14 protein-coding genes are annotated in these 15182 nt (G+C 72.6%); 11 read left to right on the forward strand and 3 right to left on the reverse strand.

The features are described 5' to 3' along the window. Positions 1-24: 24 nt before the first annotated feature. The 6 genes from thrS to RGQ06_RS15685 all read left to right on the forward strand — a co-directional run bounded on the left by thrS (position 25) and on the right by RGQ06_RS15685 (position 6418). Entirely contained in the window at positions 25-2022 is a 1998-nt protein-coding gene (thrS, locus tag RGQ06_RS15660) for a threonine--tRNA ligase (RefSeq protein ID WP_432429539.1), read from the forward strand. Then, entirely contained in the window at positions 2009-2566 is a 558-nt protein-coding gene (locus RGQ06_RS15665; RefSeq protein WP_432429538.1) for an HIT family protein, read from the forward strand. The genes thrS and RGQ06_RS15665 overlap by 14 nt, the downstream gene beginning before the upstream one ends. Before the next feature lie 249 nt (positions 2567-2815). Continuing rightward, positions 2816-4039: a quaternary amine ABC transporter ATP-binding protein gene (locus RGQ06_RS15670; protein ID WP_432429537.1), complete on the forward strand. Its 1224-nt coding sequence runs from the start codon at positions 2816-2818 to the stop codon at positions 4037-4039. Then, entirely contained in the window at positions 4032-4889 is an 858-nt protein-coding gene (locus RGQ06_RS15675; protein WP_432429536.1) for an ABC transporter permease, read from the forward strand. The genes RGQ06_RS15670 and RGQ06_RS15675 overlap by 8 nt, the downstream gene beginning before the upstream one ends. Before the next feature lie 39 nt (positions 4890-4928). Further along, positions 4929-5849 (forward strand): glycine betaine ABC transporter substrate-binding protein, encoded by a 921-nt coding sequence (locus tag RGQ06_RS15680; RefSeq protein ID WP_432429535.1) that lies wholly within the window; start codon positions 4929-4931, stop codon positions 5847-5849. Between the two features lie 59 nt (positions 5850-5908). After that, on the forward strand, positions 5909-6418 hold the full coding sequence (locus RGQ06_RS15685) for a hypothetical protein (RefSeq protein WP_432429534.1): 510 nt from the start codon (positions 5909-5911) through the stop codon (positions 6416-6418). On the opposite strand, the gene RGQ06_RS15690 is transcribed toward RGQ06_RS15685, so the two are convergent. After that, positions 6389-7363, reverse strand: coding sequence for a cobalamin B12-binding domain-containing protein (locus RGQ06_RS15690; protein WP_432429533.1), 975 nt, complete (start codon positions 7361-7363; stop codon positions 6389-6391). The two genes, RGQ06_RS15685 and RGQ06_RS15690, sit on opposite strands and share 30 nt — an antisense overlap. A 62-nt stretch (positions 7364-7425) precedes the next feature. Here RGQ06_RS15690 and RGQ06_RS15695 point away from each other — a divergent pair, with 62 nt between their 5' ends. Continuing rightward, positions 7426-9024, forward strand: a complete 1599-nt coding sequence (locus RGQ06_RS15695) for a SpoIIE family protein phosphatase (protein ID WP_432429532.1) — start codon at positions 7426-7428, stop codon at positions 9022-9024. On the opposite strand, the gene RGQ06_RS15700 is transcribed toward RGQ06_RS15695, so the two are convergent. Further along, entirely contained in the window at positions 9025-9552 is a 528-nt protein-coding gene (locus RGQ06_RS15700; protein WP_432429531.1) for a hypothetical protein, read from the reverse strand. 41 nt (positions 9553-9593) lie between these two features. On the opposite strand from RGQ06_RS15700, the gene RGQ06_RS15705 reads away from it, so the two are divergent. From RGQ06_RS15705 to RGQ06_RS15715, 3 genes are read left to right on the forward strand one after another with little or no spacing between them, the layout of a single operon-like run. Beyond that, positions 9594-10280, forward strand: a complete 687-nt coding sequence (locus RGQ06_RS15705) for a CDP-alcohol phosphatidyltransferase family protein (RefSeq protein WP_432429530.1) — start codon at positions 9594-9596, stop codon at positions 10278-10280. 18 nt (positions 10281-10298) lie between these two features. Further along, entirely contained in the window at positions 10299-11234 is a 936-nt protein-coding gene (locus RGQ06_RS15710) for a phosphatidylinositol mannoside acyltransferase (protein ID WP_432429529.1), read from the forward strand. After that, positions 11231-12310: a glycosyltransferase family 4 protein gene (locus tag RGQ06_RS15715; protein ID WP_432429528.1), complete on the forward strand. Its 1080-nt coding sequence runs from the start codon at positions 11231-11233 to the stop codon at positions 12308-12310. Before RGQ06_RS15710 ends, RGQ06_RS15715 begins: the two co-directional genes overlap by 4 nt. Before the next feature lie 18 nt (positions 12311-12328). Here RGQ06_RS15715 and RGQ06_RS15720 read toward each other — a convergent pair whose 3' ends face one another. Further along, positions 12329-14161 (reverse strand): LPXTG cell wall anchor domain-containing protein, encoded by a 1833-nt coding sequence (locus RGQ06_RS15720; RefSeq protein WP_432429527.1) that lies wholly within the window; start codon positions 14159-14161, stop codon positions 12329-12331. A gap of 217 nt (positions 14162-14378) precedes the next feature. On the opposite strand from RGQ06_RS15720, the gene RGQ06_RS15725 reads away from it, so the two are divergent. Further along, positions 14379-15161, forward strand: a complete 783-nt coding sequence (locus RGQ06_RS15725; protein ID WP_432429526.1) for a hypothetical protein — start codon at positions 14379-14381, stop codon at positions 15159-15161. Positions 15162-15182 lie beyond the last annotated feature (21 nt).

Genomic DNA, 15182 nt, shown 5'->3' on the forward strand with positions numbered 1-15182 from the left:
GGGGGCATCGCTACCCTCCAGCAGATGCCCGATCAGATCGCCGTCACGCTCCCCGATGGATCCAGCCGCGAGCTGCCCACCGGGTCCACTGCCGGCGACCTCGCCCGCTCGATCGCCCGGGGCCTGGCCAAGAAGGCGGTCATCGCCGAGGTCAACGACGCCGAGCGCGACCTGAGCCACGAGCTGGTCGACGGCGACCGCGTCGCGATCGTCACCGCTGATTCGGACCAGGGCCTCTACGTCATCCGGCACTCGACGGCCCACGTCCTGGCCCAGGCCGTGCTCGAGCTGTTCCCGGGTGCCACGTTCGGCATCGGGCCGCCCGTGGAGAACGGCTTCTACTACGACTTCGAGCTGCCCGACGGCGGCACGTTCCACGAGGAGGACCTCGAGCGCATCGAGGCGCGGATGCGGGAGATCCTGAAGGAGTCCCAGCCCTTCGTGAAGAGCGAGATCGGCGCGGACGAGGCCCGGAAGATCTTCGCCGACCACAAGTACAAGCTCGAGATCATCGAGAACGCGTCCACCGACCCGATGTCGGCCACGTCGGAGCGGGGCGAGGTGCGCTGCTACGAGAACATCCCGCCCGAGCCGCGCCCGAACCAGACCTTCCACGGCCACGACGGCTTCATCGACCTCTGCCGCGGTCCGCACGTGCCGACGACCAGCGACCACCTCGGCCACTTCAAGCTGATGCGCGTCGCCGGCGCCTACTGGCGTGGCGACGAGAAGAACCCCCAGCTGCAGCGCATCTACGGCACGGCGTGGGCGACGAAGGCCGATCTGCAGGCCCACCTCGACCACCTCGAGGAGGCGGCCAAGCGCGACCACCGCAAGCTCGGCACCGACCTCGATCTGTTCAGCTTCCCCAACGAGCTCGGCGGCGGCCTCGCCGTGTGGCACCCCAAGGGCGGCATCGTCCGCAAGCTGATGGAGGACTACTCGCGGGAGCGCCACGAGGCCGGTGGCTACGAGTTCGTCTACAGCCCGCACCTGTCCAAGGCCGGGGTGTTCGAGACCTCCGGCCACCTCCACTGGTACGCGGACGGCATGTACCCGCCGATGGAGATGGACAACGGCACGTACTACATGAAGCCGATGAACTGCCCGATCCACTGCTTGATCTACGGCAGCCGGCAGCGCAGCTACCGCGAGCTCCCGCTCCGGCTCTTCGAGCTGGGCAACGTCTACCGCTACGAGCGGGCCGGCACCCTGCACGGCCTGCTCCGCATCCGGGGCTTCACCCAGGACGACAGCCACATCTACGTCACCGAGGACCAGCTCGCCGACGAGATCACGGGGTTGCTCGACTTCGTGCTGTCGGTGCTGCGGGCCTTCGGGTTCGAGGACTTCACCTTCAACCTGTCGACCAAGGACCCGGAGAAGTACGTCGGCAGCGACGAGATCTGGGAGCAGGCCACCGAGGCCCTGCGCGAGGCGCTCGATCGCCACGGCCTGGAGTACGCGGTCAAGGAGGGCGACGCCGCCTTCTACGGCCCCAAGATCGACATCGACGTGCGCGATGCCATCGGCCGCTCCTGGCAGCTGTCGACGATCCAGGCCGACTTCAACCTGCCCGAGCGCTTCGACCTCGAGTACGTCGGTGCCGACAACGAGCGGCACCGGCCGATCATGTTGCACCGGGCCCTGTTCGGGTCGATCGAGCGCTTCTTCGGCGTGCTGCTCGAGCACTACGCCGGCGCGTTCCCGACCTGGCTGGCACCGGTCCAGGCCGTGGTGTGCCCGGTGGCCGACGAGCACGAGGACCACGCCCAGACCGTCGCCGACCGCCTCCGCGACGCCGGCGTGCGGGTCGAGGTGTCGGCGGCCGACGACGGCCTCGGCGCCCGCATCCGCCGCCACAAGATGGAGAAGGTGCCCCACATCCTCGTGGTGGGCGGCGACGACGTGGCCAACGACACCGTCGCCGACAACGTGCGCGGCGGCGACAAGCCCGAGCGCGACATCCCCGTGGCCGACCTCATCGAGCGCATCACCGCCGAGATCCGTGACCACGCCTGAGCACGAGCGAGCCCGCTCGCCCCTGGACCGGCTGTGGGCCGGGTGGCGCACGGCGTACATGGACGAGGTCACCGCCGACGGCAACGCCGGACTCTCCGCCGAGCAGGGTTCCGTGTTCACGCGGATCCTCCGGGCGATCGACGCCGGGGACCTCACCGACGAGGCGGCGTACCTCATCCATCGTGGCGACCACGCCTTCGCCATCCTCAACGCCTACCCCTACGGCACCGGGCACCTGCTCGTCATGCCCTACCGCGAGGTCGGCGCGCTCGAGGAGCTGACGGGGGAGGAGTCCGCCGACGTGTGGCGCCTCGTGAACGAGTCGGTGCACGCCATCAAGGCGGCCTACCGGCCCGAGGGCGTGAACGTGGGCTTCAACCTCGGGCGGGCGGCGGGCGCCGGCGTGCCGACCCACGTGCACGGCCACGTCCTGCCCCGCTGGGACGCCGACTCCAACTTCATGACCACGATCGCCGAGGCGCGCGTGCTGCCCGAGCCGCTGTCGGTGACGTGGGAGAAGCTGCGCGCTGCCTGGCCCACGTGACGGACGCGTCGCCCGCGGAGCGAGGATTCGCGGGCGATGCATGCCACACTCGGAGCCTGAACAGCGCGAGCCGGTGAACGACCGACTCGGGAGCACCCGTGAGGAACTCTTGCCCATCGCAGCTGCGATGAGGCGCGGCGGATGATCGCACGACCGGTCTCCGCGCGCTGAGGTCCCCGCAGCCGTGACCTCGGCCATGGTGCTCCTGGGGGTCGCACCCTCGGGCCAGCGCCAGCCGACCGGAGACGCATGTCAACGATTCAACTGAGGAACATCTACAAGGTGTTCGGCCGTCGCTCGGCCGAGGCCGTCGAGCTGCTGCGCGATGGCGTATCGCGAGAGGAGGCCCAGGAGCGGACCGGTGCCGTCCCGGCGGTCATCGACATCAGCCTCGACATCGAGCCCGGTGAGCTGTTCGTCGTCATGGGCCTGTCCGGTTCGGGCAAGTCGACGCTCGTGCGCACCATCAACCGCCTCCACGAGCCCACCGCCGGCACCATCGAGCTCAAGGGCCGGGACATCACCCGGCTCGGCCCGGCCGAGCTGCGGGAGGTCCGCAGCTCGAGCGTCAGCATGGTGTTCCAGCACTTCGCCCTGTTCCCGCACCGCACGGTCCTGGAGAACGCGGCGTGGGGCCTCGAGGTCCGCCGGCGCGGCCGCAGCGAGCGCGAGGAACGATCCCGCGAGGCGCTGCGGCTCGTCGGCCTCGAAGGCTGGGAGGACAGCTACCCCGACCAGCTCTCCGGCGGCATGCAGCAACGGGTCGGTCTGGCCCGCGCCCTGGCCACCGACGCCGACGTGCTGTTGATGGACGAGGCGTTCAGCGCCCTCGATCCGCTCATCAGGCGCGAGATGCAGGACCAGCTCGTGGAGCTGCAGGACACGCTGCACAAGACCATCGTGTTCATCACCCACGACCTCAACGAGGCCATGCGCCTCGGTGACCGGATCGCGGTGCTCAAGGACGGTCGCCTCGTGCAGGTCGGCACGGCCGAGGACATCCTCCAGGATCCCGCCAACGACTACGTCGCCAGCTTCGTCCAGGACGTGGACCGGTCCCGGGTCCTGACCGCCGGTTCCGTCATGGAGAAGCCGCAGGCCGTGATCACCACCCACGACGGCCCCCGTGCAGCGATGCGCGCGATGCGCTCGCTGCAGGTGTCCGGGCTCCTCGTGGTGGATGCGCACCGCAAGCTCCGCGGGTACGTCACCGATGACGACGTCGCCACGGCCATGCGCCACGACGCCAAGAGCCTCGAGTCCGCCATCCGCACCGACGTGGCCACCATCTCGCCCGACGTCCCGCTCGTCGAGCTGTTCGTGCCGGCGGCCGAGACGCCGCTGCCCCTGCCCGTGGAGGACGAGCACGGCCGCCTCGTGGGCGTCGTGCCACGGGTGACCTTGCTCGCGGCCCTCGGCGGGCAAGCCGTCGACACCCCAGACGCGCTCCAGGAGGAGGACCACCGTGGTTGAGATCCCCCGCATCCCCATCGGTGAGCGCGTCGACGAGGGGGTCGACTGGCTGACCGACAACCTCGGCGGCTTCTTCGACCTCGTCGCCGACCAGGTCCGCTGGCTGGTGGACCACCTCGAGGACCTGCTGCTGTGGCCGCCGGCCATCGTGCTGGCCGCGCTCATGGGGCTGCTGGCCTGGCGGCTGCGCAGCGTCACCTTCGGTGCCTTCACGTTCGTGTCGATGCTCTTCATCGAGAGCATGACCCTGTGGGAGGAGTCGATGTCCACGCTGTCGCTGGTGGTCATCGCCACCCTGGTCGCGGTGGCCGTCGGCATCCCGCTCGGCATCGCTGCGGCCAGCAACGAGCGGGTGTCCTCCCTCCTGCGCCCCGTCCTCGACTTCATGCAGACGATGCCGGCGTTCGTCTACCTGATCCCCGCGATCACCTTCTTCGGCATCGGCGCCGTGCCCGGCGTGGTCGCGACGGTGGTCTTCGCCATGCCGCCGGCCGCTCGCCTGACCGAGCTGGGCATCCGCCAGGTCGACACCGAGGTGGTCGAGGCCGCTGAGTCCTTCGGCGCACCGCCCCGGCAGGTCCTGCGCAAGGTGCAGCTGCCGCTCGCGCTGCCGACGATCATGGCCGGCGTCAACCAGGTGATCATGCTGGCCCTGTCGATGGTCGTGATCGCCGGCATCGTCGGTGCCGGCGGCCTGGGCGCCGAGGTCTTCCGTGGCATCACCCGCCTCGACGTCGGCGTCGGCTTCGAGGGTGGCCTCGCCGTGGTGATCCTGGCGGTCTTCCTCGATCGCACCACCGCATCGATCGGGTCGTCCGGTCGTCGCACGCCCCCGGCGGGCACCGCCTGACCCCAGATCTCACCGAGTTCCCCCAATCAAGGAGAGAGAATGCGAATGCAACGCAACCTTCGACTGCTCGGGGCCCTGCTGGCCCTTGCGCTGTTCGTGGCCGCCTGCGGCGACGACGACGCCGAGACCACAGCCGGCGACGACCCCGCCACCGAGGAGGCAGCCGGTGACGGCGGCACCATCGAGATCGGCATGATCCCGTGGGACGAGGACATCGCGGTCACGCACCTGTGGACCCACATCCTCGAGGAGCAGGGCTACACGGTCGAGACCACCCAGCTCGACGCCGCCCCCACCTTCCAGGGCCTCGCGGCCGGCGACCTCGACGTCTTCCTCGACGCCTGGCTTCCGTCCACCCACGAGGACTACTGGGACGAGTACGGCGACGAGCTCGAGGACCTCGGCACCTGGTACGACCAGGGAACGCTCAACCTCGCCGTGCCGTCCTACGTCGACGTGGACACGATCGGTGACCTCGCCGGCCAGGCCGAGATGTTCGACGGCCAGATCATCGGCATCGAGCCGGGCGCGGGCCTCACCCGCGTGACCCGCGAAGAGGCGATGCCCGGCTACGGCCTCGAGGGCTACACCCTCGTCGAGGGCAGCACCCCGGCCATGCTGGCCGAGCTCGAGCGGGCGCTCGACAACGAGGAGCCCGTCGTCGTGACCCTGTGGCACCCCCACTGGGCCTACGCGGCGTACGACATCAAGGACCTCGAGGATCCCGACGGCCTGATGGGCGGTGCAGAGGAGCTGCACGCCGTCGCCCGCAGCGGCTTCAGCGAGGAGTTCCCCGAGGTCGCCGAGTGGTTCGGCAGCTTCGAGCTCACCGATGACCAGCTCGCCAGCCTCGAGGACCTGATGTTCAACACCTACGACTCCGGCCAGGAGGCCGAGGCCGTCGACGAGTGGCTCCAGGACGAGGCCAACGCCGACGTCGTGGAGAGCTGGATCAGCTGATCGAGCGTGACGTGCGCCGCGTTCGGGACCCCGAACGCGGCGCACGGTAGCGTCGAGCCGTGACCGAACCCGAGGAGTACACCGACGAGCTGCCCGAGGACCTCGACGCCGCGGGCTACGTCGGTCCCTACGTCTTCCCCGACAACAACCGCCGGCGCATCCCCGGCTACCTGTACCTGCTCACCGCCGCGGCCTGCATCGCCGTGTGGGCCATCGCCGGGGACGACGCCGTGCTGGTGAACGACGGCATCCTCATCGTCGGCATCGTGCTCGCGCTCGTCGGTGGCTACCACCTGCTCGCCGGGTTCGATCTCGAGGTCGACGAGCGCGACGCCCTGGTCGAGGCATCCCGTGCCGTCGGCTTCCCGGTCGGCCACGCCTCGGCGCAGATGGGCTGGCGGGGTCTGCGGAGCCGTCCGACGTGGCGGATCCTGCTCTACTCGGCCGAGGAACCGCCCGAGCAGCGAGGCTTCGTGCTCGTCGACGGCGTCGACGGCGCGATCGTCGACACCCTCGTGGAGGGCAACCCCGAGGACTGGTCAGACCTCGACGGAAAGCTCACCGCGTAGGTCCATCCACTCGGGAGCCGCGCCGGCGAGCGCCTCCAGCGCCACCCCCACCAGGCCGGGGGTCTCGCCGCGGGCCTCGGAGACCGAGCGGAGCCAGGCCACGTGGTCGGCGACGATGCCAGGGTCCGCGACGTGCGCGGCGGCCTCGGCACCGCGGAGGAGCCCGTCGAGGTCCTCCTGCAGGCGGACCAGCTCGTGCGGGCGCGCATCGGCGAGGGGGTGGATGCGCTCGACCATGCTGCGCAGCGTGGCGTCGAGGACTCGGTGGCGGGCGAGGCTGTCGAGGTGGGGCGGGGCCTCCACCGTCGGCGAGGCGAGCACGGGTGGTTCCTCTGCCCAGGCCTCGAGCAGCTCGTCCACCTCGGCGACCGTGGCGCAGCTCGCGTCGGCGCCCAGCGCCGCCACCCGGCCCGGCTCGTCGAAGGCGGCGCCGCCGACGACCACGGGCACGCCGGCCTCGTGGCAGGCCTCGATCGAGCGGCGGGCGCCGGGGAGGTTCCGGTCCATCGAGCAGCTGAGGCCCACCGCGACGGGGTCGGCGTGCGCGACGAAGCGCCCCAGCTCCCGTGCTGGCGCAGACGAGCCGAGGAAGAGCGTGGACCACCCGCGGGATCGCAGCTGCTCGGACAGCATGCGGGCGGGCAGGACGTGCCACTCGTCCTCGGCGCAGGCGACCACCACGCGACGATCGTCGTCGGGCGAGCCGGTGGCGGCGCATGCAACCGTGAGCGCGTGGTCCACGATCGCCGATGCCGCGTGCTCGTCGGCGACGGTCCATGCCTGGGACTGCCACCGGGCACCGACGTCGACCTGGACCTCGACGAGGAGGGCGATCGCCGCGTCCAGGCCCTCGGAGACGGTGAGCTCGCGCACGATCCCGGCGAGCTCGTCACGTCGACGCGCTTCGATCAGCTCGATGATCGCCGCGGGCTCGGGACGGGCCATCGGGCCAGTATGTCGGGATCGGCGCGTCGCCCACACGGGCGGTGCTTCCTAGGATGGCGCCCGTGGCCGGGACCGCTGCAGACGACAGCCAGCTCCTGCAGCTGAACCTGGCTCTCGAAGCCGGCCGGCTGGGCGTGTGGGACTGGGATCGTGAGGCCGACGCGGTGACCTGGTCGGTGGAGATGGAGCGTCTCGCCGGGGTGCCGTCGGGGAGCTTCGGCGGCACCTTCGAGGACTTCATGGCTGCGGTCCACCCGGAGGACCGTGACCGGGTGGCAGCCACCATCGAGCGAGGGCTGGCCACCGGCCGCCACGTCGTCGAGCACCGCTTCCTCCACCCCGACGGCACGGTCGTCTGGATCGAGGGACGGGGTTCGGCCCGCCGGGACGATGCCGGCGACGTGGTCGGGTTGGTCGGGATCGCCATGGACGTCACCGACCGGGTCCGCCACCGGGAGCGGCTCGAGGCCGAGCAGCCGGTGCTGAGCGCGCTCGATCGGATCAGCCTCCAGCTCAACCGCGAGCGGGACCGGGCTCGCCTGGCCGAGACCGTGGTGGAGGTGGCCGCCGAGGCGCTCGGCGCGGACGGCGCCGGCCTCGTGCGCCGGCCGAGCGTCCTGCACCCGTGGGAGGTCGTCGCCGCCACGGCCGGGGCGGATGCCGCGTCGGAGGAGGCAGCCCGCGTCGTGTCGGACGCCGCGCCCCGGGGCGCCGGCCCGCGCGTCCATGAGGCGCCCGGCGCACTCGCGGTGCCGGTCGAGTGGGAGCCGGACCTCACCGAGCTGCTCGTCGTGCTCCACCACGGGGCCGTGCCCGCCGGTGCGGCGCGACTGCTGGGCGGGCTCGGTGCCCATGCGGCGACCGCGCTCGAGAACGCGCGCCTGCACGAGGTGGCTCGCGCCAAGCTCGCCGAGCGGACCCGCGTGCTGGCCGAGCGCGACGAGGTCAGCCGCCAGCTCCAGCGCAGCCTGCTGCCACCCGACCTCCCGGTGATCCCGGGCCTGGACCTGGCGGCCGGCTACCTGCCGATGACCCAGGGGATCGGCGGCGACTTCTACGACATCTTCCCGCTCCACGACGGGTCCTGGGGGATCGTCCTCGGCGACGTCTGCGGCAAGGGTCCCGCCGCGGCCGGCATCACTGCGCTGGCTCGGCACACCCTGCGAGCGGCGGCCATGGCCCGGCACCGTCCGGCCGAGGCGGTCCAGGTGCTGAACCAGGCGATGACGGAGCTGGCCGAGCGCACGTTCTGCACGGTCGTCGACGCCCGGCTCCGCCCGGTCGACGGGCGGGTGTGCGTGGAAGCCGCGGTGGCCGGCCACCCGCCGATCCTCGTGCTGCGGGCCGACGGGTCGCTCGAGCAGGTCGGCCCCACCGGCCACCTCGTCGGCATGTTCGACCACATCGAGAGCGGGGAGACGTCCGTCGAGCTCGGCCCGGGCGACACGTGCGTGCTCTACACCGACGGGGCCACCGACGTGCGCCGGGACGGCGAGGTGTTCGGCGACGACCGGCTGGCCGACGTCGTGCACGGCTGCCGCGGGATGTCGGCGGCGGCGACGGCACGCTCCATCGAGCTGGCGGTGGTCGACTACCAGCGGGGAGACATCAGCGACGACCTCGCCGTCGTGGTGCTGCGGGTGCCCGAGTCCGCCGTCTGATCAGCGGACCGCGGTGATGGTGCGCTCGGCGCTGCGGAGGTGGCCGGCCACCACGTCGACCGCCTCGCGCACCACGTCGAGGATCCCGACCGTGGCGTCGGCGTCGGCTATGCGGGCCTGGCGTCCCCAGTCGTCGGTGGCGATGGCATCGATGCGGTCGGCGCAGCGCTCGGCGGTGTGCTCGAGCTGATCCAGCAGGGCGGGCAGCGGCGTGTGCTCGTCCTCCCACCAGCTGCCGCGGAGGTCGGCCACCCCGGGGTGCAGGACGGGGTCGTCGTCGCTGCGCACCTGCTCGAGGGCCCGGTCGAGGAGGGCGAGCACGCCGTCCGCGGCGAGGAGGTGGTCGGCGGCCGAACGGCCGTCGGGACCGATGCGGCGGGCCAGCTCGTCGGGATCGGCCTGCTGGCCGTCGTCGGTGTCGCTGGTCTCGTCCGGGCGGGCGAGCACCCCGCGGAAGCGGCGGGGGAAGGAGCGCACGGCCACGGCAGCATCGCTCGGGCTCAGGTGGTCGGTCGGCAGGGAGGCCATGGTCCCGACGGTATCGGCCGGGTGCTTGGTACGCTTTGCGCGTGTTCGATGGCCGCTTCCGCACCAGCGTCGAGAAGGGCCTGAAGCCGGTCGGCGCCAACCTGCGTCGTGCGGGCATCAAGGCCGACCACCTCACCGCGTTCGGCGTGCTGATGTCGGGTGCCGCCGCGGTGGCCATCGCCAACGGTGCGCTGCGCGGCGGCCTGCTGCTGCTCGCCCTCACCGCCATCCCCGACGTCCTCGACGGCGCCGTGGCCAAGGCGTCCGGCACCGCGTCCCCCAGGGGGGCGTTCTTCGACTCGACCATGGACCGCGTGGCCGACGCCGTTCTGCTCGGCGGCGTCGCCTGGTACCTCGACAGCACCGAGCCGGGCCGCATCGGCCTGCTCCCCATGGCGGTGCTCGGCGCCTCCCTCCTGATCTCCTACGAGCGGGCCAAGGCCGAGGCCCTCGGCTTCGATGCCCGGGGCGGCCTCATGGAGCGAGCCGAGCGGCTGATCCTGCTCGGCTTCGCCCTGCTGTTCGACTCGCTGCTGATCCCCGTGCTCTGGATCATGTTGGTGCTCACCCTGATCACCGCCGGGCAGCGCTTCATGAAGGTGTGGAAGCAGGCGTCGGCCACCGTGCCCCAGGCCACGCCCATCGACCGCGACCGCCGCCGCCGCACCCTGCGACGGGTCGAGCGCCAGCAGCGCGCCGCCCGCCGCCGGCGCCGCGCCCGCCCGTAGCCGCGGGCCGCACGGCTCGTGCCCGGGTCCCGCCTCCTCACCGCGTTCCAGGCGGCCTCCGCCGTCGCCGGCAAGGTCCCCCCACCCGCGCTCGGTCCGCTGGCCCGCCTCGGCGGCACCGGCGCCGCGCTGCCCGACGCCACGCGTCGCATGCTGGTGGCCCGGAACCTCCAGCGGGTCGATCCGAGCCTCACCGGCCTGGCCCTGCGCCGGGCCGTGAACCGCACCTTCGAGTCCTACGCCGCCTACTGGCTCGAGGCGTTCCGGCTGCCCACGCTCAGCCCCGCCGAGCTCGACGCCGGCATGTCCTACGAGGGCTACGAGCACCTCGAGCGCTCGCTGCACCGTGGCAAGGGCACGATCCTCGTCCTGCCCCACCTGGGCGGCTGGGAGTGGACGGGCTTCTGGTTCACCCGGGTCGTCGGCGTCCCGATCACCGCGGTCGTGGAGCGCCTGGAGCCCCCGGAGGTGTTCGAGTGGTTCACCGAGTTCCGCACCCGCCTCGGCATGCACATCGTGCCCCTCGGCCCGAACGCGGGCCGCGAGGTCATCAAGGCGCTCAAGCGCAACGACCTCGTGTGCCTGCTCAGCGACCGCGACATCGACGGGTCCGGCCCCGAGGTCGAGTTCTTCGGAGAGCGGACCACGCTGCCGGCCGGGCCGGCGACGCTCGCGCTGCGCACCGGCGCCGACCTGGTGCCCGGCGCCATGTTCCAGCAGCCCCGCGGCGGGCACCACGCCGTGGTCCGCCCGCCCATGCTCATCGAGCGCCGAGGCGGCCTGCGCGACGATGTCGCCCGCATCACCCAGGACATCGCGCACGAGCTGGAGTCCCTCATCCGCATCGACCCCACCCAGTGGCACCTCATGTCACCGAACTGGCCGAGCGACCACGAGGCCCTGGCCGCAGCAGGACGCTCCACCGGCCCGGCAGGCTCGGGCGGCCCGGCATGAAGATCGGCATCCTCTGCCCCTACAGCGTCACCATCCCCGGCGGCGTCCAGGGCCAGGTGCTCTCGCTGGCCCGTGCCCTGCGCACCAAGGGGCACCCCACCCGGGTGCTGGCCCCCGCGGACGGCGTCCCGCCCGACGCCGGCGTCACCCCGCTCGGCGTCAGCGTGCCCACCGCAGCCAACGGCTCGGTCGCGCCGGTGGCACCCGACCCGTCGGCGCAGCTGCGCACGATGCGGGCCATCCTCGACGAGGGCTTCGACGTGCTCCACCTGCACGAGCCGCTCGCCCCCGGCCCGACCATGACGGCGCTGCTCCTGAACGCGGTGCCGATGATCGGCACCTTCCACGCCGCCGGCGACTCGAGCTCCTACCGCTACGCCGCCCCGATCCTGCGGTGGGGTCTGCGTCGGCTCCGCCACCGCGTCGCCGTGTCGCCCGACGCCCGTGCGCTGGCCCACCGGTACCTGTCGGGGGAGTACGAGCTGCTCTTCAACGGCATCGAGATCGATCGCTACGCAGCGGGCCCGGTCACGGCCGGCGACGGCCCCACCATCTTCTTCTGCGGCCGCCACGAGCCCCGCAAGGGCCTGGCCCTGCTGCTCGAGGCGCTCCAGTCGCTGCCCTCCGACGTCACGGTCTGGGTCGGCTCCGACGGGCCCGAGACCGAGCGGCTGCAGGCGGCCTACGCCGGCGACCGTCGCATCGTGTGGCTGGGCCGGATCAGCGACGAGGACAAGATGGCCCGCCTGCGCGGTGCCGACGTGTTCTGCGCGCCGGCGCTGATGGGGGAGTCCTTCGGTGTCGTCCTGCTCGAGGCGATGGCCGCCGGTACCGCCGTGGTGGCCAGCGACCTCGACGGCTACCGCAACGTCGCCACCCACGGCCAGGACGCCCTGCTCGCCACCGTCGGCGACGCCGCTGCGCTGGCGGCGGCGCTGCGCCGCGCCCTCGACGACGAGCAGCACCGCGCCGAGCTGGTGGCGGCCGGGCACCAGCGGGCCGCCCAGTTCTCCATGGACCTGCTGGCCGATCTGTACCTGGAGCGCTACGAGCGGATCAGCGCGACCCGCTCGTAGCGCCCGCAGTCGTCAGCCTCAGGCGTCGGATCCGTTGCGGCGCACCAGGTGGCGGCCGCCGAGGGCCGCGAGCACCGCAGCGCCGGCGAGGGCCAGGAGCAGGCCGTCGTCGCTGCCGGTGCGGGGCAGCACCGGGGCCGGTGCCGCCGGTGCCGCGGGCGCAGCCGGGGTGGCGGGCGCCTGGGCGGCGACCGGCGTGAACGTGGACTGCTGGCTCAACGTGGCCACCTGCAGCCCGAGCCCCTCCTCGAGGGCGCCGAGCAGGGGCAGGCCCCCGGTGATCGGGGCGAGGAGGGCGTTGAGCTCCAGCACCTCGGGCGCACCCGAGGTCGGCAGCGGGAGGTCGAGGCCCTCGAGGATGGCGCCGAGCGAGTCGGTGCCGCCGAGGCCGTCCAGCAGGCCCGTGAGCTCGCCGAGGACCGGGAGCACCTCGACCTCGAGGCCGGAGAACGCGGCCGAGGACACGACCGAGCCGGCGACCTCCTCGACCGAGGTGGTCTCCTGCATGGTCCGGATGGACACCAGGTCGGCCAGGGCGGGGGAGATCTCGCCGAGGACGCCGCCGACGAGGCCCTCGGCCTGGGCGAGCAGGCCGTTCAGGTCGGCCGTCGGGGCGGTGAGGTTCAGCGTGCCGAGCACGGGGAGCTCGCCGACCTGCAGGGAGCCGAACGTGCCGGTGACGTCGGCGACCGAGGTGGCCACGTCGTCGGTGGCCTTGGTGAGCACCGTGACGTCGAGGCCTTCGAGGCTGAGCAGGGCCTGGCCCGAGAGCAGGTCGAGCGGTGCCTCCAGCGCGCCGCGGACCTGGTCGAGCAGGTCGTCCACCAGCGCGGTGAGCTCGGTCGGGTCGGGCAGGGCGTCCAGCTGCGCGGTCAGCGTCGTCAGCTGGTTCGTGATGCTGGCCAGGGTGCCGGTGACGTCGCTGCAGAGCTCGGTGAGGGTGTCGCCGCCCCCGAGCAGGTCGTCGAGGTCTCCGAGCGTGTCGCACGAGCCCGAGTCGGCCTGCAGCGCCGCCTGCAGGTCCTCGAGAGCGATGATCTCCTCGACCAGCGCGTCGACCTGGTCGAGCTGGCCGAGCAGGAGGTCGAGCTCGCCCACGAGGCCGTCCACCAGGTCCACGATGGCGTCGACGCTCAACCCGTCGATGTCGAGACCGAGCGGGGCGAGCAGGCCCTCGAGCTGGCCGAGCAGGCCGAGGCCGTCGAGCAGGCCGAGCAGGGTGTCGAGGGGGAGGTCGGTGAGGGGGATGCCGAGCGTGGCGAGCAGCGCCTCGAGGTCGAGCACCGTGAGCGCATCGAGGTCGATGCCCCGCGAGCCGGCGGCGTCGCCGACGAGGGCGGTGCTGCCGAGGTCGAGGGTGGTGCCGGCGATGGTGAGGATGCCGCTGAGCACGTCGAGGTCGGCGAGCCCGGCCGACAGAAGCGACGTCGCGCCGGCATCGTCCACGAGCGCGCTGAGCTGCAGCGGCGCGATGGCACCGGACACGACGGGGTTGTCGATCGGCGTGACCGCCTGCGAGCGCTCGTCGGGGGCGCCGGTGGACTCCGCCGACAGCAGCGGGAGCACCTGGGAGACGCCGGCGGCCGGCGACTCGAGCGCGAGCGCAGCGATCTGGGCTGCGGCGCGACGGGGTCCGAGGTCCTCGTCGATGTTGGCCGAGCCCGCATCGGAGAGCAGGTCGATCGAGAGCAGGTCGCCGGCGTCGAGGCCGAGCAGGGTCAGCGCGCCCGTCGTGGTGCCCACGCCCTCCACCACGGCCTGCTCCGGGTCGGACTGGGCCAGCGCCGGCGAGGTGGTCGCCGCGAGGAGAGCCCCGGCCGCGAGGACCGGGACGAGACGGGACAGACGCATGAAGAAGTGCTCCCCAACAGAAAAGACAGGACTGACCTCGCCACCCTGTCCGATTCGCCGCTTTGGCGATATCGCCCAGGTGTGCCATTTCGCACACCCGATGGACTAGTCACCATCGCGCCACTGTGCGTGGCCTGCGGCCGTCTCGTGCGCCGGGGAGGCGGTCCGTAGACTCCCGGCCCCGCACCGCGCCCGCCGCGCCCGTCCCCGGAGCATCGTGGCCACCGATCTGTCCACCGCACGAGAGCCGACCACCGACCTGGCCCGCGTCGCCGCGGTGCACGCGGGGATTCTCGCCGTGCCGGTGCTGCTCCTCGGCCTCATCGTCCTGCCGGTCTGGCTCGCCCCGGTCCTCGCCGCCGTCGTGGCGGTTGCCGTCACCGCGGTGCGCTGCCGCGCGATCGACGAGGGGATCGCCGGCTCGCTCGGGGCCCGGGCGCTCGGCGTCGACGAGGCGCCCCGCCTCGCCGGGGTCGTCGACAGCACATCCATGGCGGTCGGCGTCGCCGTGCCCCGGCTCCACGTGATCGAGGACCCGGCCCGCAACGCCGTGGTCTGGGGTTCGGGAGACGGCCCGGCCTCCATCGCCATCACCCGCGGGCTGCTCGACACCGCCGAGCGCATCGAGCTCGAGGGCATCGTGGCCCACCTGCTCGCCGACGTCCGCGACGGCATGGTCGAGGCGCCGACCGTCACCACCGCGCTGTTCGGCTCGCTCGCCAGCGGCCCCGCCGCCGGCTTCGTGGCCTGGCTCGCCCGGGCGGGGGAGGACGAGCGCCGGGTGGTGGTCGCCGACATGGCCGCGGCCCGGGCCACGCAGTACCCGCCCGGCCTGGTCAACGCGCTGGAGCGGGTCCGCGCCGGGTCCTCCGGTGTCGAGCGCAACCCGCGGTCCCTCCAGCCCCTGTGGTTCGCGGCCCCGTCCGCACCGGCCGACGACGATCCCTTCGCCGCCCACCCGCCCCTCGCCGATCGCATCGACCTGCTGCGGGAGCTGTAGCCCTCCCGTTCTGGCAGTGCT

Origin of the sequence: Salinilacustrithrix flava (assembly GCF_041228405.1) — a bacterium.
Taxonomy (GTDB): Bacteria; Actinomycetota; Acidimicrobiia; order Acidimicrobiales; family Salinilacustritrichaceae; genus Salinilacustrithrix; species Salinilacustrithrix flava.